This window comes from Bradyrhizobium aeschynomenes (assembly GCF_013178945.1).
Taxonomy (GTDB): Bacteria; Pseudomonadota; Alphaproteobacteria; order Rhizobiales; family Xanthobacteraceae; genus Bradyrhizobium; species Bradyrhizobium aeschynomenes.
In genome coordinates this window covers 97,159-117,979 of sequence record NZ_JABFDM010000018.1, presented here as the reverse complement: position 1 = coordinate 117,979, position 20,821 = coordinate 97,159, and the positions used below count along the sequence as shown (strand labels likewise).

19 protein-coding genes are annotated in these 20,821 nt (G+C 66.5%); 5 read left to right on the top strand and 14 right to left on the bottom strand.

Annotation, left to right across the window (positions count from 1 at the left end; all coding sequences use genetic code 11):
- Positions 1-214: 214 nt before the first annotated feature.
- From HL666_RS32270 to HL666_RS32250, 5 genes are all read left to right on the top strand, one after another.
- Positions 215-508, top strand: coding sequence for a gamma-butyrobetaine hydroxylase-like domain-containing protein (locus HL666_RS32270; protein ID WP_172134367.1), 294 nt, complete (start codon positions 215-217; stop codon positions 506-508).
- 72 nt (positions 509-580) lie between these two features.
- Positions 581-1,366, top strand: a complete 786-nt coding sequence (locus HL666_RS32265) for a Crp/Fnr family transcriptional regulator (RefSeq protein ID WP_172113387.1) — start codon at positions 581-583, stop codon at positions 1,364-1,366.
- Between the two features lie 163 nt (positions 1,367-1,529).
- Positions 1,530-2,945, top strand: a complete 1,416-nt coding sequence (locus HL666_RS32260; RefSeq protein WP_172113386.1) for an ABC transporter substrate-binding protein — start codon at positions 1,530-1,532, stop codon at positions 2,943-2,945.
- A complete protein-coding gene (locus tag HL666_RS32255; RefSeq protein ID WP_246739299.1) occupies positions 2,942-3,829 on the top strand; it encodes an ABC transporter permease in 888 nt (295 codons plus the stop codon). Before HL666_RS32260 ends, HL666_RS32255 begins: the two co-directional genes overlap by 4 nt.
- Positions 3,826-4,698 (top strand): ABC transporter ATP-binding protein, encoded by an 873-nt coding sequence (locus HL666_RS32250; protein ID WP_172113385.1) that lies wholly within the window; start codon positions 3,826-3,828, stop codon positions 4,696-4,698. The genes HL666_RS32255 and HL666_RS32250 overlap by 4 nt, the downstream gene beginning before the upstream one ends.
- A 21-nt stretch (positions 4,699-4,719) precedes the next feature.
- On the opposite strand, the gene HL666_RS32245 is transcribed toward HL666_RS32250, so the two are convergent.
- The 14 genes from HL666_RS32245 to HL666_RS32180 all read right to left on the bottom strand — a co-directional run bounded on the left by HL666_RS32245 (position 4,720) and on the right by HL666_RS32180 (position 20,815).
- On the bottom strand, positions 4,720-5,967 hold the full coding sequence (locus HL666_RS32245) for a metal-dependent hydrolase family protein (protein ID WP_172185575.1): 1,248 nt from the start codon (positions 5,965-5,967) through the stop codon (positions 4,720-4,722).
- 120 nt (positions 5,968-6,087) lie between these two features.
- A complete protein-coding gene (gene putA, locus HL666_RS32240; RefSeq protein WP_246741680.1) occupies positions 6,088-9,723 on the bottom strand; it encodes a trifunctional transcriptional regulator/proline dehydrogenase/L-glutamate gamma-semialdehyde dehydrogenase in 3,636 nt (1,211 codons plus the stop codon).
- A 298-nt stretch (positions 9,724-10,021) separates the two neighbouring features.
- On the bottom strand, positions 10,022-10,648 hold the full coding sequence (locus tag HL666_RS32235) for an FMN-dependent NADH-azoreductase (RefSeq protein ID WP_172113382.1): 627 nt from the start codon (positions 10,646-10,648) through the stop codon (positions 10,022-10,024).
- Between the two features lie 3 nt (positions 10,649-10,651).
- Positions 10,652-12,223, bottom strand: a complete 1,572-nt coding sequence (locus HL666_RS32230) for an isochorismatase family protein (RefSeq protein WP_172113381.1) — start codon at positions 12,221-12,223, stop codon at positions 10,652-10,654.
- Positions 12,224-12,232: 9 nt separating this feature from the next.
- The gene (locus HL666_RS32225) at positions 12,233-13,081 is read right to left on the bottom strand and encodes an MBL fold metallo-hydrolase (RefSeq protein ID WP_172113380.1); all 849 of its coding nucleotides are present in this window, start codon (positions 13,079-13,081) and stop codon (positions 12,233-12,235) included.
- 39 nt (positions 13,082-13,120) lie between these two features.
- A complete protein-coding gene (locus HL666_RS32220; protein ID WP_172113379.1) occupies positions 13,121-14,008 on the bottom strand; it encodes an amidohydrolase family protein in 888 nt (295 codons plus the stop codon).
- Positions 14,005-15,123 carry a VWA domain-containing protein gene (locus HL666_RS32215; protein ID WP_172185571.1) on the bottom strand — a complete coding sequence of 373 codons (1,119 nt, stop codon included), beginning with the start codon at positions 15,121-15,123 and terminating at the stop codon, positions 14,005-14,007. Before HL666_RS32215 ends, HL666_RS32220 begins: the two co-directional genes overlap by 4 nt.
- Positions 15,120-16,001 carry an AAA family ATPase gene (locus HL666_RS32210; RefSeq protein WP_172185569.1) on the bottom strand — a complete coding sequence of 294 codons (882 nt, stop codon included), beginning with the start codon at positions 15,999-16,001 and terminating at the stop codon, positions 15,120-15,122. Before HL666_RS32210 ends, HL666_RS32215 begins: the two co-directional genes overlap by 4 nt.
- Positions 16,002-16,007: 6 nt before the next feature.
- Positions 16,008-17,030, bottom strand: a complete 1,023-nt coding sequence (locus tag HL666_RS32205; RefSeq protein ID WP_172185567.1) for a xanthine dehydrogenase family protein molybdopterin-binding subunit — start codon at positions 17,028-17,030, stop codon at positions 16,008-16,010.
- Between the two features lies 1 nt (position 17,031).
- On the bottom strand, positions 17,032-18,600 hold the full coding sequence (locus HL666_RS32200) for a xanthine dehydrogenase family protein molybdopterin-binding subunit (protein ID WP_172185565.1): 1,569 nt from the start codon (positions 18,598-18,600) through the stop codon (positions 17,032-17,034).
- Positions 18,601-18,610: 10 nt separating this feature from the next.
- Positions 18,611-19,090 (bottom strand): (2Fe-2S)-binding protein, encoded by a 480-nt coding sequence (locus HL666_RS32195; protein WP_172113374.1) that lies wholly within the window; start codon positions 19,088-19,090, stop codon positions 18,611-18,613.
- 3 nt (positions 19,091-19,093) lie between these two features.
- Positions 19,094-19,915, bottom strand: a complete 822-nt coding sequence (locus tag HL666_RS32190) for an FAD binding domain-containing protein (protein WP_172113373.1) — start codon at positions 19,913-19,915, stop codon at positions 19,094-19,096.
- A gap of 15 nt (positions 19,916-19,930) precedes the next feature.
- Positions 19,931-20,374: an SRPBCC family protein gene (locus HL666_RS32185; protein ID WP_172185563.1), complete on the bottom strand. Its 444-nt coding sequence runs from the start codon at positions 20,372-20,374 to the stop codon at positions 19,931-19,933.
- Between the two features lie 3 nt (positions 20,375-20,377).
- Positions 20,378-20,815 carry an SRPBCC family protein gene (locus HL666_RS32180; protein WP_172113371.1) on the bottom strand — a complete coding sequence of 146 codons (438 nt, stop codon included), beginning with the start codon at positions 20,813-20,815 and terminating at the stop codon, positions 20,378-20,380.
- Between the last annotated feature and the right edge of the window lie 6 nt (positions 20,816-20,821).

Genomic DNA, 20,821 nt, shown 5'->3' with positions numbered 1-20,821 from the left:
TTTCTCGCGGCAGTCGCACTCGGCTCAACCCGCCTCTGGGCCAAGGCTTATGAGTCCACGCCCTAGTTGCAAACTTTCTCCACCCCACCGCCCGATCGCTCGGCAGCGACGCATCAGGCCGAAGGATTCGAACCACCAGGCAATTAGTTGCTGGGTGGGTTCGCTCCGTTTGCCTAGCCTTTCGGCAGCGGCCACGACACAACCAGGAGGCAACATGAGGGATGTTGAAATCGCGGACGGCGAAGTCAGCGCGGACCTTTCGTCGTTGCTGCTGCGGAGCGCGAGCGGCGCTGGTCCTGCCGTGATATCGGCCGAACGGCTGCGCCTTTCCTGCATGTGCGCGCATTGCAAGCGCGCCCGCTTCGACGGCCGCTTCCCGGCGCAGTTCCCCGGCATCGCCATCGTGGCGGTCGGCGATCTCGGTTACGGGCTGAATATCGGGTTTTCCGACGGCCACAATCGCGGCATCTATCCGACATCATACCTGCGGGAGCTGGCCGCGGCCTGAACGGCTGCGCCGCACCGGATGGCACGAACATTGCTCCGCTTCTGATCAGCGTGATCAATGCGGAGGCAAGACATGTTGCTGCAGGCGGCCAAATCAGCTGCGGACGCCGTGCCCACGCCCCTGCCACAAGCGCGCGCGGTGACCAGCTCGTCGCTTCTGCTCACCGAGAGCCAGCAATCCATCGGCGGCCCGCCGTCGCTGATCGAAAGGCTCAGCCTGCGCGAACGCGAGCAGGTGCTCAAGCAAGGCCGCCGCAAGGTGCTCAACCGCGGCCAGACGCTGTTCAGCCAGGGCGCAAAGCACGACGGCATTTTCCTGGTCGAGAGCGGCCGCATCCGGGTGTTCTACACCTCGCCGCAGGGCCGTGAGATCACGCTCGCCTATTGGCATGTCGGCAACTTCGTCGGGGGCCCCGAGGTGTTCGACACCGGCGTGCATCAATGGTCGGGCGTTGCCGCCAGCAATGCCAGCGTGATTCAGCTGCCAGGCAAGGAGCTGCGAACGCTGGTCGCCGAGATCCCCAATCTCGCAATCGGGCTGATCGAAGGGTTGAGCTTCAAGGGGAAGTGCTACTCCGCGCTGGCGCAAATGCTGGGGACACGTTCGATCACCGAGCGGCTCGCGCATCTTCTGCTGCATCTGGTCGACCTCTACGGCGTCGACGATCCCGAAGGCAAGGTCATCGCCGCGGCCTTCACCCATGCCGACATCGCTCACATGGTCGGCGCAACGCGGCAGTGGGTGACGATCAGCCTCAAGCGGATGCAGGAGAAGCGCATCGTCCAGACCCGGCGCTCGCAGATCGTGGTTTGCCGGCCCGATCTCCTGGAAGAGATGCGCGGTCAGGCCGCCGATTAGCCGGCCTGCTCATGCAAGCGGCTGTCATGTGCGAAATTGCCCAAGGAGTACGCAACCGGGATTTGACGGCAACTAATCCACCCGCTGCCGAACTCCGGATTTGCGCTCGCGGACGCGGCCTTCATCATGGTGCCATCAACCATCCAACCGAACGGGGATGAGAATGGTCCGCTGCCATCACGCGCTCTTACTGTCCGTCACCTGTCTGTCCCTGATCGCGGCGCAGCCTGTCGCAGCAGAGACCGTCACGATCGGGATCGGGACCCAGGATACGACGACCAACACGGTCACCGCCGGCACCATCGTGCGGCAGCTCAAGCTGCTGGAGAAGTATCTCCCCAAGGACGGCAAATACGCCAACATCAAGTTCGAGATCGAGTGGCAGAACTTCACCTCCGGTCCGCCCGTCACCAACGGCATGATGGCGAACAAGCTGCAATTCGGCATGATGGGCGACTACCCGCTGATCGTGAACGGCTTCACTTTCGAGAACAATCCCGAGAGCAAGAGCCGGCTGATCGCGGTCGCAGCCTACAGCCTCGCCGGCTCCGGTAACGGCATTGTCGTTCACAAGGACTCGCCCTACTACGAACTTTCCGACCTCAAGGGCAAGCTGGTCAGCGTGCCATTCGGCTCGGCCGCACATGGCATGGTGCTGAAGGCGCTTCAGGACAGCGGCTATCCGGCGGACTTCTTCCAGCTCGTGAGCCAGACGCCGGAGGTCGGATCGACCAACCTGCAGGAGAAGAAGATCGACGCCCACGCCGATTTCGTGCCGTTCGCCGAGTTGCTGCCGTTCCGCGGCTTTGCGCGCAAGATCTACGACGGCGTCCAGACCAACCTGCCGACCTTCCACGGCGTCGTCGTCCGCACCGACTTCGCCGAGAAATACCCCGAGGTCGTCGTCGCCTATATCAAGGCGGTGATTGCCGCCAACCAGTGGCTGCGCCAGGATCCGAAGGCGGCGGCCGAAAAAATCCAGGAATGGACCGGGATCAACAAGGAGGTCGTCTACATCTTCCTCGGCCCCGGCGGCAACATGACCACGGATCCGACGATCAAGCCGGCGCTGGTCGATGCCGCGGCGACCGACGTCAAGGTGCTGCAGAGCCTCGGCCGCATGAAGGAGTTCGATCCGAAGAAATGGGTCGACGACAGCTACGTCCGCAAGGCCTATGCCGAGCTCAAGCTCGACTACGACAAGGAGCTCGCCAGCACCGCGAACTATGAGGTCTCCGGCGAGGACAAGTTCTGCAACAAGCCGATCACCGAGCCGCGCAAGGCCGGCGAGGTCTGGGTCGACGGCGAGGGCATCACAGCCTTCAGCAGCGCCGCCTGCACACTCGGCGCCTATGCCGACCTCAAGGCCAAGGGCAAGAAGATCAATGTCGCCTATGTGTTCGACACCGCGCGTGGCATCAAGCTGTTCGCCGACCAGGCCTTCTTCGCCGCCGCCAATGGCGAGATCGCGCCGTTCCTGCTGAAGAAGGATGCGGAGGCCCATGCCGCGAAGATCGGCGGCAAGGTGATGGGACTGGATGAGGCGGTGAAGCTGGCAGTGGCGGGAGGCAAGACTTGAGCAGCCCCGCCCTCATGACCTCGCCCAACCAGGCCGCGGCAACCGCCGCGCCTGGCGCCGCCATCCCGCCGAGCCGGCCGGAGTTTTCCGCCCGCGCAGCGCGCTGGTTCCGGCTCAACCAGGACAGGCTGCGGGCCTTGCTGATCGGCACTGCCTCGCTGATCGCGTTCCTGATCACCTGGCATCTGCTGACGACCTACCGCGTCGTCTTCTTCGTGAAGTTCACCAACGTGCCGGCGCCCCTGGCGGTCTATGCGAGCTTTACCAAGGCGATCCATGACCCCAAATTCCTGATGCACATCCTGCTCAGCTGCCGCCGGATCTTCATCGGGTTCTCGCTGGCTGCACTGGTCGGCGTTCCGCTCGGCCTGATCATGGGCCGCTTCAAACTGGTGCACGAGATCGTCTTTCCGGTCGCGGAGGTGCTGCGCCCGATCCCAGCCATCGCCTGGGTCCCGATGGCGATCATGCTGTGGCCGACCAACGAGCAGAGCATCGTCTTCATCACCTTCCTCGGCTCGTTCTTCCCGATCCTGGTCAATACGCTGCACGGCATGACGCTGGTCGATCCCGTGCTCGTGCGCGCCGCCAAATGCCTCGGCGCGCGCGAGACCTCGATCTTTCGCGAGGTCTACTTCCCGGCGTCGCTGCCGCACATCTTCACCGGCCTCACCGTCGGCATGGGCGTCGCATGGGTGTCGCTGATCGCGGCCGAGATGATCTCGGGACAGTTCGGCATCGGCTACTTCACCTGGGAGGCGTACTCGCTGGTTCAATATGCCGACATCGCGCTCGGCATGATCGCGATCGGGGTGCTCGGGCTCGGCTCGAGCCTCGTGATCCGCGCCGCCGGACAACTGGTGATGCCTTGGAGGTCACGATGAGCCACGCCGCATTGGAGACCCGACAAGGCCATATCGAGGTCCGCAACTTCGCCTTGAGCTATGAGACCATCGACGGCGCCGTCGAGGCCGTCACCGACACGCAGATCCATGTCGCACCCGGCGAGTTCGTCTCGATCGTCGGTCCCTCGGGCTGCGGCAAGTCGACACTGCTCAATGCCGTGGCGGGCTTCCTGAAGCCGACCTGCGGCATCGTCACGGTGGACGGCAACGCCGTCACCGGACCGAGCGCCGAACGCGGCATGGTGTTCCAGCAGTACTCGCTATTTCCGTGGAAGACGGTGCGCGAGAACGTCGAGTTCGGGCTGAAGATGCGCGGCATGCCGAAATTCGAGCGCGCACGCGCGGCACGCACCTTGTTGGGGCTCGCGGGCCTCGAGGCGTTCGAGAACCACTATCCCGAGCGGCTCTCCGGCGGGATGAAGCAGCGTGTCGGCATCGTGCGCGCACTCGCCACCGGCCCCAAGGTGCTGCTGCTCGACGAGCCGTTCGGCGCGCTCGATGCGCAGACTCGCATCATCATGCAGCAGATCCTCACCAACATGTGGCAGCGGCTGAAGATCTCGGTTCTGTTCGTCACCCATGACATCGACGAGGCGATTTTCCTGTCGGACCGCGTCTACTGCATGACCGCGCGCCCCGGCTCGATCAAGGCCGAGATCCAGATTCCGCTGGAGCGGCCGCGACAGCAGGCCATGATGATGTCGTCCGAGTTCCTGGCGCTGCGGCGTGGCCTGATGTCGCTGATCCGCGAGGAAAGCCTGAAGGCGATGGGCGGCGAGATCACTGATCTCGGCATGCAGGGGCTCAGCATCGAGCTGCAGGGCCATTCCATCGCCGACATACTCTGAAGCGACGCCTGACGGGCCCGTTCAGGAGTCGCGCCGATCGATATGAAGCTTGCCCGCCTTCATCACCAGCGGGATGTGATCGCCCTGGCCGAGCAGGCAAGACACGTCGCGCAGCGGATTGCCGTCGACGACGAGAAGATCCGCAATCGCGCCCGGCGCGATGCGGCCGAGCTTGCCTTCCATGCCCAGCACCTCGGCGCCGATCACGGTGGCGCTGGCGATCGCTTCGCGGGGACCGAGAATCTCGGCGCGGATGCGAAACTCGTCGCTCTGCAGCCGCTGCGACGGGCCCAGCAGGTCGCTGCCGAAGCCCATCTTCACGCCGGCTTCGCGATAGATCTCGAGCGAGCGCAACCCGGCGTCGCGCACGTCCGCGATCTTCGCGACGCTCTCCGGCGGCAGGCCGTATTGCGCGCCCTCATTGGCAAGCGCCTCATAGGTGACGAGCGTCGGAATCACGTAGACGCCGTGCTCGGCCATCAGGCGCGCCGTCGGCAGATCGACGAGGTTGCCATGCTCGATGGTGCGCACGCCGCAGCGCACCGCGCGCGCGATCGCCTCGGCCGTGTAGGCGTGCGCCAGCACATAGGTGCCGCGTCCCCTCGCCTCGGCAACGATGGCGCGGATCTCGTCCTCGGAATAGCCGAACGCGCCGACCGGATCGGTCGGCGACGCCACCCCGCCTGACGCCATGATCTTGATCTGGTCGGCGCCCATCTGCAGCTCCTCGCGCACCGCCTTGCGCACGGCATCCACGCCGTCGGCGACGCGCGCCAGCGCGCCGACGCGCACGCAACACGGACACGGCGCGTTGTCGGAGAGGAAATCGGTGCGCGCCCGCATGTCGCCATGGCCGCCGGTCTGGCTCAGCGCACGGCCGGAGACGAACAGCCGCGGGCCTTCGGTGAGGCCGGTGTCGACCGCCTGCTTCAGCGGATAGCCGGCGCCGCCGGCGTCGCGCACCGTGGTGAAACCGCGGCGCAACATGCCCTTCAGCAAAATCGCCGAGCGCAGGGTCACCAGCACGTTCGGCATCTGCACCTGCTGGGCGAGGTTGAGCTCGACCGCGATCGCATGGACGTGCAGGTCGATCAGGCCGGGCATCAGGGTCTTGCCCTGGAGATCGATGGTCCGGTCGGCGCTCGCCTGCAGTGGCTTGTCCGAGACCTCCTTGATCAGGTCGCCTTCGACCAGCACGTGCCGCCCTTCGAGCAGGTCGGGCTGCAGCGGGTCGAGCAGAGCGGCGTTCTTGAACAGGATGGTCGACATCAAGGTGTCCTCGATCGGAGCGAAGCGTGCGTCAGCGGGCGAAGCGGGCCGACGATGACGGTGTTCTCCCCTATCCTGTCCTGCGGCTTCGAGCCAGCCCGGGACGGCATACCTGTCTTCTCAGCCGATCGACATCAGGCTAGCATTGCCGCCGGCAGCTGCGGTGTTGGTGGAGAGACTGACCTCGGTGACCAGCCGGTCGAGATCGTAGCAGCCGTCGCTGGTGCGCGGCGTGACGAGCGGGATGATCGGCCCGGGGCGCGCGGCGAGGTCGCGGCCGAGCGCAATCAATTCATCCGTTTCGCCTTCGGCGAGCACAGCCTGCAGATCGCGGAGAGCCCGCCAGCTGTCGACGATCCGCAGGCGGCCGCGCAACTGGCTGGTGAGCGGTCCCAACACGGCACAAGCAGGGTTGGCGCGTTCGACGAATGCGTCGTTGCCGGTCATGAGGATGACGCCGATCTGGATCAGCAGCGCCTGCGCGCTTTGCGCCAGTGCAGCGACGGCGCCGCGCGAGGTGATGCGATAGATGTTCTGCTCGCCGACGGGGCCTGGCAGCTCGATCTCGAAGCCGGCCAACAGCTGGGTCCCATGCGCCTCGCACGCCAGCGCGGCCTCGGCATGTCCGCTGGCGCGCAACCCGTCGAGGTAAGAGCGCGTGACTGCGTCGGGCTGCGACGCCATGAGCCGCTGGCGCGGCGGCGTCGCGAACAGCCGGCGCAGATACAGCGGGCCGCCGGCCTTCGGCCCCGTTCCGGACAGGCCGGAGCCGCCAAACGGCTGCACGCCGACGACGGCGCCGATGACGTTGCGGTTGACGTAGATGTTGCCGGCAGCGCTGCGGCTCGACGCACGCGCGATGGTCTCCGTGATCCGCGAATGGATGCCGAAGGTCAGGCCATAGCCGGTGAGGTTGATCGCTTCGATGAGATCAGCGAGCTGCTCGCGACGGTAGCGCAGAACGTGGAGCACGGGGCCGAACACCTCGCGCTCGACATCGAAGATGCTGGCGATCTCGATGATTGTCGGCGCGACGAACGTGCCATGCGCCGCCTGCGGCGGCAGCGTCAGCCGCTCCACGGCATGACCGCGCGCCTGCATCATCGCGACATGCGCATCGAGCGTGCTGCGCGCCTCCGCGCTGATCACCGGGCCGACATCGACCGACAGCCGCGCCGGATTGCCGATCTCGAGCTCGTGCATGGCGCCGCGGAGCATCGCCACGGTCCGATCGGCGATCTCCTCCTGCAGGCACAGGATGCGCAAGGCCGAGCAGCGCTGCCCAGCCGAGTCGAAGGCGGATGCGATGACGTCGCCGACGACCTGCTCGGCCAGCGCCGAGGAATCCACGATCAGCGCATTCTGCCCGCCGGTCTCGGCGATCAGCGGCACCGGCTGTCCGTGCAGCGTCAGACGTTCGGAGAGCTGCTTCTGGATCAGCCGCGCGACCGCGGTCGACCCGGTGAACATCACACCCTGTACCCGCGCATCGGCAACCAGCGCCGCACCGACGCGGCCGTCACCTGGCAGCAGTTGAAGCGCGCCCGGGGGCAGTCCCGCCTGATTGATGATGCGAGCCGCTTCGGCGGCGATGAGCGGCGTCTCCTCGGCCGGCTTGGCCAGAACCGGATTGCCCGCCGCGAGCGCAGCCGCGATCTGGCCGGTGAAGATCGCGAGCGGGAAGTTCCACGGGCTGATGCAGACGACGGGCCCGAGTGGAGAATGCGCACCCGCATCTGCCAGGTCCTCGATCTGATCCGCATAGTAACGCAGAAAATCGACGGCCTCACGCACCTCCCCGATCGCGTTCGCGAACGTCTTGCCGGCCTCGCGCACGATCAGGCCGATCAGAACGCGTCCGCGCGCCTCCATCTCGTCCGCGGCCATGCGCAGGCATGTGGCACGTTCACGCGCGCCGGTCGACGCCCAGCGCGGCGCAGCCGCGGCCGCATGGACCAGAGCAGCTTCGATCTCCGCCGGCGCCGCGTCCCGAACGGCGCCCACGATGTCGGCGAGATCAGCCGGATTACGAACGAGGCGTTGGGATTCCCGCTCCGCCGCCATCGACGGCAGGGCTTGCCATGCGAGGCGGCCACTCTCGGCGAGCGCTTCGCCGAGCCGCGCGAGTTCGCCTTCGTCGGACAGATCGAGGCCAGCCGAGTTCCGCCGCCTGGCGCCGAACAGCCGTCGCGGACTGCGGATCTTGTCGTGGGGTGCACCCGGAGCCTGCGAGGAGCGCACGAGCGCCACCGGGTCCACGATCAGTTCGTCGACGGACACCGCCGGATCGGCGATGCGATTGACAAAGGACGTGTTCGCGCCATTCTCCAGCAGCCGGCGCACCAGATAGGCCAGCAGCGTTTCATGCGATCCCACCGGCGCGTAGATGCGACACGGACGGTCGAGGCGGTCACAACCGACAACCTCTTCGTAGAGCGGCTCGCCCATGCCGTGGAGACATTGAAACTCGTATTGGCCACGATAGAAATTCGGCCCCGCCATTTCAACGATCGACGCCAGGGTTCGTGCATTGTGGGTCGCAAATTGCGGAAACACCGCGTCAGGCGCCGCCAGCAGCTTGCGCGCGCAGGCAAGATAGGACACGTCGGTGTGGCTCTTCCGCGTGAAGACCGGAAAGTCCTTCAAGCCATCGACCTGCGCACGCTTGATCTCGCTGTCCCAATAGGCGCCCTTGACCAGCCGCACCATCAATCGACGTTGCGAACGGCGGGCAAGATCGACGAGCCAGTCGATGACGAAGGCACAGCGCTTCTGATAGGCCTGGACGACGAAGCCGATACCATTCCAGCCGGCAAGGTCACGATCGAGGCAGAGCGCTTCGAGCAGATCGAGGGACAGATCGAGACGGTCGGCCTCTTCGGCGTCGATGTTGAGACCGATGTCATACCGCCTCGCGAGCCCCACCAGTTGCTTCAGGCGCGGCAGCAGCTCCGCCAGGATCCGGTCGCGCTTGATGCGGCTGTAGCGCGGATGCAGCGCCGACAGCTTGATCGAGATGCCGGGCCCTTCATAGATGCCGCGCCCCGCCGAATGCCGTCCGATCGCATGGATCGCGGTCTCGTAGGCGGCGAAGTAGCGCGCGGCGTCGTCCGCCGTGGTCGCCGCCTCGCCCAGCATGTCGTAGGAGTAGCGGAAGCCCTGCTCCTCCCAGCGCAGGCCGTTAGACAGCGCCTCCGCAATCGTCTGGCCTGCGACGAACTGCTCGCCCATCAGCCGCATGGCGAGCGTCACGCCCTTGCGAATGATCGGCTCGCCACCACGGGCGATCAGCCGCGTCACGGCCGACGCCAGGCCCTCCTCGCTGGCGGCAGCCGTCAGCCTGCCGGTCACGATCAGCCCCCAGGTCGCCGCGTTCACCAGCAGAGACGGGCTGTGCCCGATGTGAGCGCGCCAGTCGCCCGTGGCGATCTTGTCGCGGATCAGCGCGTCGCGGGTCGCGGCGTCGGGGATCCGCAGCAAGGCCTCCGCCAGGCACATCAGCGCGACGCCCTCCTGGCTCGACAACGAATATTCCTGGATCAGGCCTTCGATCCCGCCCGACCGCGTCTTGGCGCGCAGCCGCAGAACGAGATCCCGCGCCAGGGCGGCGGCCCGTTGCGATGGGGCCTCAGCGAGGGCCGCAAGCTCGAGCAGCGGCGCGAGGCACTCGGGTTCGGCGCGACGATAGGCCGAGGTGATCGCGGCCCGCAGCCCGCTCTGCACCCGGAGCTGCGCACCGAACTGCGCAAACGGCATGGGGACGTTCTCCAGTGAATCGATCGTCTTCATTCTACCGGATACTGCCCCCTCGGTGCGCCTCTAATCCCGTCGCCCCTGAGCATAGCGGCCCTTGCTCTGGCCGATCGGAGCGTCCTCTTGATGAAACCCGTGCCGGGGCGGTCGGTGTCAAGGTGGCCCGACACGCCGGAGTTCCATTGCGAAGGTGGTGACGCTGACCTGACGGAGGACGCGCGAGCCGCAGCGATCGGCAGTGTGCGCCATCGCCGACTGGGTCAGGTCGGAGCTACGCCACGCGCGTCGACGAACCCGCCATTCAGAATCGCGAGGCCAGCTCGACGAGCTGCCGATGTGCCCTGTCTCGCGCCGCGCCCGTGTGCTCGGACGGCCCGCTGGTCGGCCCAAGAGCGACGAACTTGACGTCGCGGAGGCCCATGAAACGCAGCGCTTCGCGCAGATAGGGCGTGGCAAGATCAGACCGCCCGCGGCTCATGCCCGTCGTGAAGTCACCGCCGCTCGCGATGATCACGAGCGTCGGACGGTCCTTCAACAGCGGCAGATAGCCGCGCGCAGGATCGAAACGAAAGGTGAGACCGGGCTGGTTGATGATGTCGAGCCAGTGCTTGAGCTTGTAGGGGATGCCGAAATTCCACATCGGCGTCGAGATCACGACGCGCTCGGCCAGATCGAGCCGCACCGCCATGCGCTCGGCGATCGCGAAAGCCGCGCGTTGGCTGTCGGTGAAGGCACGCCCGCCCATGCGCGCATATTTCGCCTGCAGGATCTCGCCATCGAACTCGGGCAGGCTCTCACGCCACAAATGCAGCTCGTCGACGTCCCAACCCGGCCGTGCCTGCCTGAAGCGATCGAGAAAGACGCGCGCGCCGGCGCCGGATTCGGAGTCCGCACGCGGCGAGGCGACGAGATGAAGCAGCTTGGGCATGCCCTACCCCAGCGCTTTGATCACGGCATCGGCCCGGGTGACGACGGAGACGTTCTGCAGGGCGAAGTTGATCGACGCGTTGTGCCAGTCGGCATTCATGGTCGAGCAGCAATCCTCCGGCACCACCATGAAATAGCCCTTGTCGGCGCCGGTGCGCGCGGTGTGCTCGACCGACATGTTGGTCCAGGCGCCGGTGTTGATGATGACGTCTCGTCCGGTGGCTTTGAGGATCGTCTCCAGCCGCGTGCCTTCCCACGCGCTCATCCGCATCTTCTCCACGACGAAGTCGCCGCTGCGCGGCTCGAGCCCCGCAACGGGCGCCGCGCCCCAGCTGCCGCGGACCATCGCCTTGCTGTCGACCAGCCCCTCGAACAGCGGGGCGTTGAGCGTCACCCCGGGCGCGCCGGGCTCGACCACGAACCAGACATGGATGATCACGACGCCGCGCGCCCGGGCGGCCTCGGCCAGCCGAAGGACGTTGTCGACCACGCGCTGCTGCTTGGCATGACCGGGCGCTCCGGACTCGGCAAAAGCACCGCCATCCATGATGACGTCGTTCTGGAGGTCCTGGATGATCATCGCACAGCGGCGCGGATCGAGCTGCATGTCGCCCGTTGCCAGTTGCGGCGCCTGCGGAGAGGACGACGTTGTGGCGCCCCCAGGCCGCGCACTCATGTACGGCTCGTGGCGCGGACCGACCTTGGTCGCGATCGCGTAGACCGAATGGGTGGCGGTGAGATAGAGCGTGCGAAACTCAGGCCCGCCCCAAGCCAGGTTGGCGACCAGCTCCGGCACGCGCACCTTGCCGAGCAACTCGCCACCGGACGCATAGACCCAGACGCCGCCCGGCGCGGTGACCCAGACATTGCCGCGCTGATCGCATTTCATGCCGTCGGGCACGCCCGGCTCGAGCTCCGAGCGGATGCCGCTGGCGAAGACGCGGCCGTTCGACAACGTACCATCGCTGCCGACGTCGAACACGCGGATCACGGCCTGCACGGTGTCGTTGACGTAAAGCAGCTTCTCGTCCGGCGAGAAGCACAGCCCGTTGGGCTGGTCGAACAAATGGCGATCGACCAGCAGAAGCGGCGCGCCGCCGCCGGGCGCCACCCGGTAGACGCCCTGGAAGCCGAGCTGCCGCGGCCGCTCGACGCCATAGACCGGCATGCGGCCATACCAGGGGTCCGAGAAATAGATCGCGCCGCTGGAGTGGACGCACACATCGTTCGGGCTGTTGAGCTCCTGGTTCTGAAAATGCGACGCCAGGATCTCGCGCCGCCCGTCAGGCCGCTCGCGCACCAGCGACGACGTCGCATGCTCGCAGACGACCAGATTGAGCTCGGCATCGTAGGTCATGCCGTTGCACTTGTTCGACGGCCGCCGCATCTCGACCACGCCGCGCTTCGCATCCCAGCGGCGGCGGACATCCGCGGGCATGTCGGAGAACAGCAGGAACTGCTCGGCCGGGTGCCAGATCGGCCCCTCCGTGAATTCGAATCCGGTCGCGACCTGCGCCACCGGCGCGTACGGATCGATCAGGCTCTCGAATTCAGGACGCAAGGTGACGTGGGTCATGACGCGTCCTCACGCCGGAAACCAGTGCCGCTGCGGCAGCGACTGCACGACCGGGCCCGGAACCTGATCGTGCAGTCGCCCGACCACCATCCCACCCTCGATCTTGGCGGGGCGATCGTGCACCGGCAGCAGGTAGCGCGAACTCGACAGCAGCTTCTTGATCGCCGCCTTCTCGGCGCGCTTGCTGGTGCCATGGTTGCCGGTGGTGCGCGGCTCGGCATCCTGGATCTCGTTGAACGGCGTCACGATCTGGTCGTTGAAGTCGTAGATCACGTCGCCGCAGATGGTGGCGATGCCGTCGGCCGTGTGGACATGAATGTTCATCGATCCCTCGGTGTGGGCGTTGGCGGCGTCGCAATAGACGCCGGGCATCAGCTCCACCGGGCCAGTCAGCTCCAGATCGAGGAAACGCAGCGCGCTCTTGGTGTGCAGCCTGTCGATCAAATGCTTGATGTCGGGCGCCGGATATTGCGGATGCATCAGGCCCGAGACGGAATATTCGAGCTCGCGCCGGTTCAGCACGACCGTCGTGTTCATCGGAAACAAATCGTCCTTCCCTGCATGATCGATGTGCAGATGGGTGTGGCAGACATAGCGGACGTCGCCCATGCGCACGCCGTGGCGCGCCAGCTGGTTCTCGATCATGTTCTCGTGGTACTGCAGGCCGCGCATGCCCAGCGTCTCCATGATCTGGTTCGAGCGATAGCCGGTGTCGACCACGACCGGATACGGCCCGCCCAGGATCAGGAAACCGAGCGTCAGCACCCGGCGGGTACGGCCGCAATCGCGGCCGAGCACGAGGAAGCTGGATTCCAGCTCGATATCACCATAGTCGAGAATCTTGATTTCCAGCGCCATGAGCGTTCCCTGTTGCTTTTGTTGTCGTTGCGCGCGACGTCAGCCGAGCCGATAGACGCGCCGCGCGGTTTCTCCCATGATTTGCATGCGTGCGCGCTCATCGAGATCCTCGATCGCCGCCTCGTAGGCCGCAACGAGCGCGCGATATTCCGTCCAGAGCTTTTCGATCGGAAAGTTCGAGCCGAACAGGCAGCGCTCGGCACCGAACATGCCGATCGTCTCGCGTACGACGTCGGCGACGTGCGCGGGATCGTTGCGGCGGATGAAGGTGCCGAGGCCCGAGAGCTTGCTGACGACATTGCGGCAGGCGGCGAGCCGCTGCATTCCCGCGCGCCATTGCTCGCGTCCCGCCGGAGAGAGATCCTCCAGCATGCCGGCGTGCTGCAGGATGAAGGTGACCGACGGGCAACTCTCGGCCAGGGCCGCCGCGCCCGCCATCTGCGGCGCGAACACCTGCAGGTCGAACGACCAGCCATAGTCGGCAAGCCGCGCGATGTTGGCACGGATCTTCGGAACACTGCAGAGATCGGGCGACGCAGCGAAGCGATACAACGGATTGTCATGCCAGTGCAGTTGCATCCGGACGCCACGCATCAGCGGATAGCGCGCAAGCCGGTCGAATTGCGGCCGCGCGTCATCGACGGCGAGATCGGCATAGGCGACGATCGCATGCGGAAAGCCGTGCCGGTCGGCGATTCGCTGCACCCATGCGGCCTCGTCCTCGAAACCGTCCTTGGCCCAATTTGTCTGGACATAGACCGATTGAGCCACGCCGCTCCCTGCGATGTCTTGCAGATACTCTTCGATGGGGTAGTCGCGGCGGATCGGCTCATAGGGGCCGAAGATGCGCGGCTGCATCGGCCCGACCAGCCAGGGCAGATCGGCCTGACGCCAGATGTGATGATGCGCATCGACATATCCGCTCATGCCGCCCTCCTCTGTGCCAGCGACAGCACATGCGTGACGATGGCTTCGTCGGAACCGCCGGGAACGATGTCGTCGACAAAGGGCGCGATCGCCTGCAGTGCCTCCGTTTGCGGCTTGAAGCCGGGCCCGGTCGCCAGTGGCGTCAGCCAGCTCAGCCGCCAGGCGCGCAACGACAGCTTCCAGACGGCATCGCGGAGCGCCTGATGATCGCCGCGCTCCAGCCCGTCCGAGATCACCAGCACCGCGGCGCCGCGTGCATAGGTCGAGAACCGCGGCACCGCGAGGAACGCCTGCAGTGCCTCGCCGATCCGGGTCCCGCCGTCCCAGTCGCTGACGAGATGGGAGGCCGCGAGCAGCGCCTGCTCGCGCCGCTTCAGGCGTAACGGGCGCGTCACGCGCGTCAACCGCGTGCCCAAGGTGAACACCTCGGCCTGGGGCACCGCCTGCACCAGCACATGCGCCAGCCGCATATTGTCCTCGGTGCGCGCCTTCATCGAGCCGGAGACGTCGATCAGCAGCAGCAGGCGGCGCAGTCGCGGCCGGCGCTTCAAGCGCCGCAGCGACAACACCTCGCCGTCACGCCGCACGCTCTCCCGCAAGGTCCTGCGCATATCGACGAAACCGCCGCGCCGCGCCCGCATGCGGCGGTGGCCGCGCCGCTTCGGCAGCCTTGCCCGGGCCTGGCGCGCGAGGCGCTGCAGGGCATTGCCGGCGGTGGTCGCAGCAAGGCGGCGCGCGACCAGCGCCTCGGTCCGCGTGGCGGCCAACCCGGATTCGTTCTGCTCCTGGGCGCTGTCGGGATCGACGCCCTCGTCGCCCTCCTCCTGCAGCCGCACGACGTCGTCCTGCTGGTCGGTGTCGCTAAGGGCTGCCGCGTCAGTGACCCCAAAATGAATGTCGAACAGCAGATGATAGGTCGCGAGCCGCTCGGGCGGGGGCGCCAGGGTTGCGGCTCCAGCACGGCGAATGTCGTCGAGACTGGACGGGCCCAGCAATTCGATTGCGGCGAGAAACGCCGTGGTCTGCTCGGGCGCGATCGCGAATCCGTTCCGCCGCAGCAGCGCGGCGAAGGTCAGGAAAATTTCGGTCGCGCGTGGCAGTCGCGGCTCGCTCATGTCATCGCCTCCGCGAGCAGCGCATCGAGCCGGGGCGCGATGAAGGACAGATCCTCCTCGTCCTTCAGCGCCACGCCGATCGAGCGCTTGAAGGCATCGGGCCAGCGCGCACCGGTCTGGTTCAGGAGCGTCGCCGCTTCGGCCCAGTCGACCGCCTCGGCAATGCCCGGCGCCTTGCTCAAGGGCTCGCGCCTGAGCTTCGCTACCGCCGCCACCACGGCGCGCGCGGTCGCTTCGGCGACGCTGGAGGCGCGCATCATCACGATCCGCGCCTCGCGCTCCGCATCGGGATAATCGATCCAATGGTAGACGCAGCGGCGGCGCAACGCCTCATGAAGATCGCGGGTCCGGTTCGAGGTCAGCACGACGATCGGCCGCTCGGCGGCACGCAACGTGCCGCGCTCGGGGATCGAGATCTGGAAGTCGGAGAGGAATTCGAGCAGGAACGCCTCGAACTCCTGGTCGGCGCGATCGATCTCGTCGATCAGAAGGACGGTCGAGTCAGGTGCGCGCAGACAGGCGAGCATCGGCCGCTCGATCAGGAAGCTCTCGCCATAGATGTCGATGCTCTCCTCGCCGGCCTGACGGATCGCCAGCATCTGGCGCGGATAGTTCCACTCGTAGAGCGCCGCGGCGGCGTCGATGCCCTCATAGCATTGCAGCCGGATCAGCTTGCGGCCGAGCACGGCGGCGATCGCTTTCGCCGCCTCCGTCTTGCCGACACCCGGCGCGCCTTCGAGCAGCAGCGGCTTGCCGAGCGCAAGCGCGAGATATGCGGCAGTGGAGAGCCCGTCGTCGGCCAGATAATAGGCTGCGCGTAGCGCCTTCTCCAGCGCCTGCGGCGAGTCGATGCCGACGATGTTGCTGCGGACCACCATCGCGCCTCACCGCCGCGTCTGCGGCCGGGCGCCGCCCTGGGCTTTGATCGCACGCAGCACTCTTTCGGGCGTGATCGGCAGCTCGTCGATACGCACCCCGACCGCATTGAAGATCGCATTCGCGATCGCCGGCAGCACCGGGTTGGCGCACATCTCGCCCGGCCCCTTGCCTCCGAACGGGCCATCCGGCGCGGGCCGCTCCAGCACGGCGATGTCGTGCGGACAGATATCGCCGGGCCCAGGCATCAGATACTCGACGAAATCCCGGGGCCCCTGCTTCGGATCAGGATAGTAAGGCTCTGTCGTCTCATAGAGCGCGTGGCTCATCCCCATCCAGGCACCGCCGACCAGCTGCTGCTCGACCAGACGCGGATTGAGCGCGCGACCCAGCTCGTAGGCAGAGTCCATCCGGATCACGCCGACTTCGCCAGTCTCGTCATCGACCTCCACCTCGGCGACAAGACAGGCATGTGCATAGCAGGTGGCCGGCGACATCTCGCCGGTCTCGGGATCGACGTCCGACAGCGGCACCAGGAAGATGCCGCGCCCGGAGATCGTCTTGCCCTGGCGGAACTGCGCGGCGATGGCGACGTCCTTGACCGAGATCGAGCGGTGCGGCGCGCCCTTGACGTGGATGTTGCCGCGGCCGTCGGTCTCGAGGTCACTGGCATTGACTTCCAGCTCCTCCGCGGCCGCCTCCATCATCACGCCGCGCGCCTCCCTGGCCGCGGCCATCACCGCATTGCCGACGCGATGGGTGCCGCGCGAGGCGAACGAGCCCATGCAATGCGGCCCGGTGTCGGAGTCCGCCGTGTCGACATAGACGTCCTCGACGGGCACGCCGAGCGTCTCGGCGCAGATCTGCCGCGTCACCGATTTCATGCCCTGCCCGAGATCGATCGATGACAACGCCACCGTGAACTTGCCGCTGGGGTTGGAATGCACCAGCGCCTGGCTCGGATCGCCGCCGAGATTCATGCCGATGGGATAGTTGATCGCCGCCATGCCGCGGCCGCGGTGCCTGGTCATGTCAGCGCCTCCTTGTGCCGAACACCGACGAGAACCGTGTCGCGCCATGTGCGGGAGCCGGTGCCGGGCTCTGTGGCGGGGGCGGCTCCGAAGACGGAGAGATCGGAAGCCTGCGGTCATAGCTCGTGCGCTGCTGCGCCGGCGCAGGCCGCGCGCTCGCCGGCTCACGTGGCGTGGACGGCACTGCCGCACGTGCTCCGCCGCCATCCTTGCGCGACGACATCCGGCGGAATTCCTCGCGGATCGGCCATTTGGCCTTTTCAGCGGCAACCTGAACGCATTCGATCAGCGCGGTATTCTTCGCCTCGCGCCGGTGCGCCTTCATGTCGCCGTCGCGATAGGCATTCAGGATGCGGAACTCCATGGGGTCCATGCCGATGAGATGCGCGAGCTTGTCCATCTGGCATTCGAGCGCGAAGTCCATGCCGGTAATGCCGAAGCCGCGCATCGCCGTGGCCGGCGTGCGGTTGGTGTAGACGCAGTAGATGTCGCCATGGACGTTCGGGATCGTGTAGGGACCCGGCAGGTGCGCGGCGCATTTCACCACCGCGTAGCTCGAGAGCCGCGTATAGGCGCCGGAGTCGAAATAGCCGCGGATCTGCCGCGCGACGATGCGGCCGTCGCGCATCACGCCGTCCTTGATGTAGATCCGCTCCGCGCCGCGCGGCGGCCCGAACTGCATCTCCTCCTCGCGCCCGAGCACGTATCGCACCGGGCGACCGGTCAGCATCGCGGCGAGGATGGCGAGCGGCTCGGTCAGCGTATCGACCTTGCCGCCGAAGCCGCCACCCACCGTGCCGCCGATGAAGTGGAACGTGTTCGACGGCAGATCGAGGATCTTGGCGCAGGTGTCGAGCGAGAAGAACAGCGCCTGGGTCGAGGTGTAGACCACGTAACGCCCGTTGGTGTCGGGGGCGGCGATCGAGCCGTTGGTCTCGACCGGCGCGTGCTCGATCGGCGACATCTGGTAGCGCTGCTCCAGCACGTGGTCGGCGCCGGCAAAGCCACGCTCGACGTCGCCGAAGCGGAGCTTCTGATGATCATAGCGCTCGTGATAGGTGAACGCATTCTTCGGATAGGTCTCGTTGACGACAGGCGCACCCGGCTTCAGCGCCTCCTCGACGTCGAACACGGCCGGCAAGGTCTCGTAGTCGATGCGCACCTTGGCCGCCGCCTCGGCCGCCGCGCGCGGCGACTCGGCAACGACCGCGACGATCGGCTCGCCGCGATAACGCACCTTGTCGACGGCCAGCGTCGGCTCATCATCCTTACCGAAATTGATCAGGCTGAGCAGTGTGTTCAGATTGCGTGGCACATCGGCGCCGCGGATCACCCGCCGCACGCCTTCGCTCCGCTCGGCCTCGCTGGTGTCGATGCGGCGCAGCCGCGCATGTGGTTGCGTCGACCTGACGACCCTCAGATGCAGCATGCCCTGCAGCTTGTGGTCGTTGAAATAGGTCGAGGTGCCCGTGACATGGCCGAGCATGTCCTGGCGCTGGGTGCCCTTGCCGACCTCGTTGAGATTGTCGTCGCGCTCGTCGGCGAAGATGTCCTTGCGCAATTCCAGCATGGCGTTCTCCTCAGGCACTGGCGCGCAGCGACGCGGCTGCCGCCAGCACCGCATTGATGATCGGCTCGTAGCCCGTGCAGCGGCAGATGTTGCCGGAGATCGCCTCGACCACCTGCTCCCGGCTCGGCTGCGGGATCTTGTCCAGCAGCGCCTTCGCCGCCATCAGCATGCCCGGCGTGCAATAGCCGCATTGCGCGGCGAAACCATCGGCGAAGGCGCGCTGCAGCGGATGCAGGGTCGGACCGCTCTTGATGCCGTCGAGCGTCTCGACCGCGCGGCCCTCGACGGCTTCGGCGAGCGTCAGACAGGACAGATGCGCGTCGCCGTCGATCAGCACGGTGCAGGCGCCGCAGCCGCCCTGCCCGCAGCCGAATTTCGGCGTGACGTCGCCGAGCATCTCGCGCAGCACAACCAGCAGATTGGTGCCGCCATCGACGAACAGCGCGACATCGCGGCCATTGTGCCGGAACTGAAGGGGGGTCTTGGCCATGCTCTAGCTCTCCTGTCCCGACAGCAGCCGCCGCAGATGCACGCCGACCACTTCGCGGCGATACCAGGCGCTCGCCAGCGAATTGTCGGTGGGCGCCGTTCCCTCGGCTGCCGCAGCGGCGGCGGCGCTGATTGCGCCGGCATCGAGCGGCCGGCCTTCGAGCGCGCGCTCGGCCCCCTTGGCGCGAACAGCGGTCGGCGCCATCGATCCCAGCGCGATGCGGGCGCCGGTGACGCGGCCGCCGCTCTGCGGAAGATGCGCGGCGAGCGTGATGACCGATCCGCCCTTCGGCTTGATGCGGGCGATCTTGCGGTAGCGGAAGGCATCGGCCGACGCCGGCCGGAGACAGGACACGGCGACGACCAGCGCACCGGCTTGACGATCGCGGGACTGCAGGAACTCTTCGAGCGGCATGTCTCGCAGGCCAAAGCCGCCCTGCATCGAGACCATGCCGTCGAGCGCCAGCAGCGCCACCGTGAAGTCGCCGAACGGCGCCGGCGCGAACAGGTTGCCGCCCACGGTCCCCATGTTGCGCACCGCCGGCCCGCCGATCGAACGTGCCGCCGGATGCAGGAAGCTGAGATCGCGTTCGGCAAGCACGCGGGAGAAGGTGACACCGGCGCCGATCCGGATGCGTGCACCCGCTGCATCGATGCCTTGCAGAGCGCGGTCGGTCGCGCGGATGACCGTCGCAACCGAGACGTCGCCTTCGTTGAGATCGCGCATCACCAGCGTGCCGCCGCCGAGATAGCGGGTGGCGCGATCGGACGACAGCGCGGATGCCGCCTCGCTCAACGCCTGAAACGTCTTGACCGTCACCGGCATCGATTCACCTCTTGCTCATGCCGCCTGCTTCAAATGCGATCGAATCGCCTCGAAGCCGGCCTGATAGATGTCCTCGGCGACCATGCGCGTGAGCGCCTCTGACTGTTCGGGCCGTGTCGTGAAACGGCTTTCCCAGTGCCAGAATGTCCGATCACCATCGGTGACCGGCAGCAGCCGGACATGGCCGACGTAGTTGAAGAGCTGGATCGGCGTGTCGAGCAGGCAGTAGCTGAAGCTCTGCTCCAGATCGGACAGCGCCAGCAGCTGCTCGCGCAGCTCGGAGCCGTCCTTGAGGCGGAAGCGTCGGATACAGCCGATCTTGTCGGACGCCTGCGAGCGCTCGATTGCCGAGGTCGCCACCGCCGGATGCCAGCGGTCATGGCCGTTGAAGTCGCGCAGCACATCCCACACCGCCGTGGTGGGCGCGTCGATGATGGTGCTCTTGACGACGTGCGGCATTGTTCAGCCTCCGAATGCGCGCTTCAGCGCATCGAAGCCACCCTGGAACACGCCACCGCCGATCGAGGCCACCAGATCGGCTTCGCGCTCCGGCGCGCAGTCGAACTCGGCGGTCCACTCCAGGAACGTCCTGTCACCGTCCGTAACGGGCGTCAGCCGCAAGGTCGCGACGTAGTTCGACACGCCCATCGGCGATTCCAGGATCGAATAGGTGCAGAACATGTCGTAGTCGGACAGGCCGAGCAGCTTCTCGCGGATGCGGTCGCCATTGCGCAGCCGAAAATCCCTGACGCAGCCGATCTTGTCAGCGGGTTCACCGCCCTCGATGCGGCTCTCGGCGATCGCAGGATGCCAGTTCGGCAGGCCATTGAAGTCGCGGACGCGTGCCCATACCCTGTCATTGCGGGCACTCACCACTGTGGAGACGTAGACCCTCGCCATGATGCC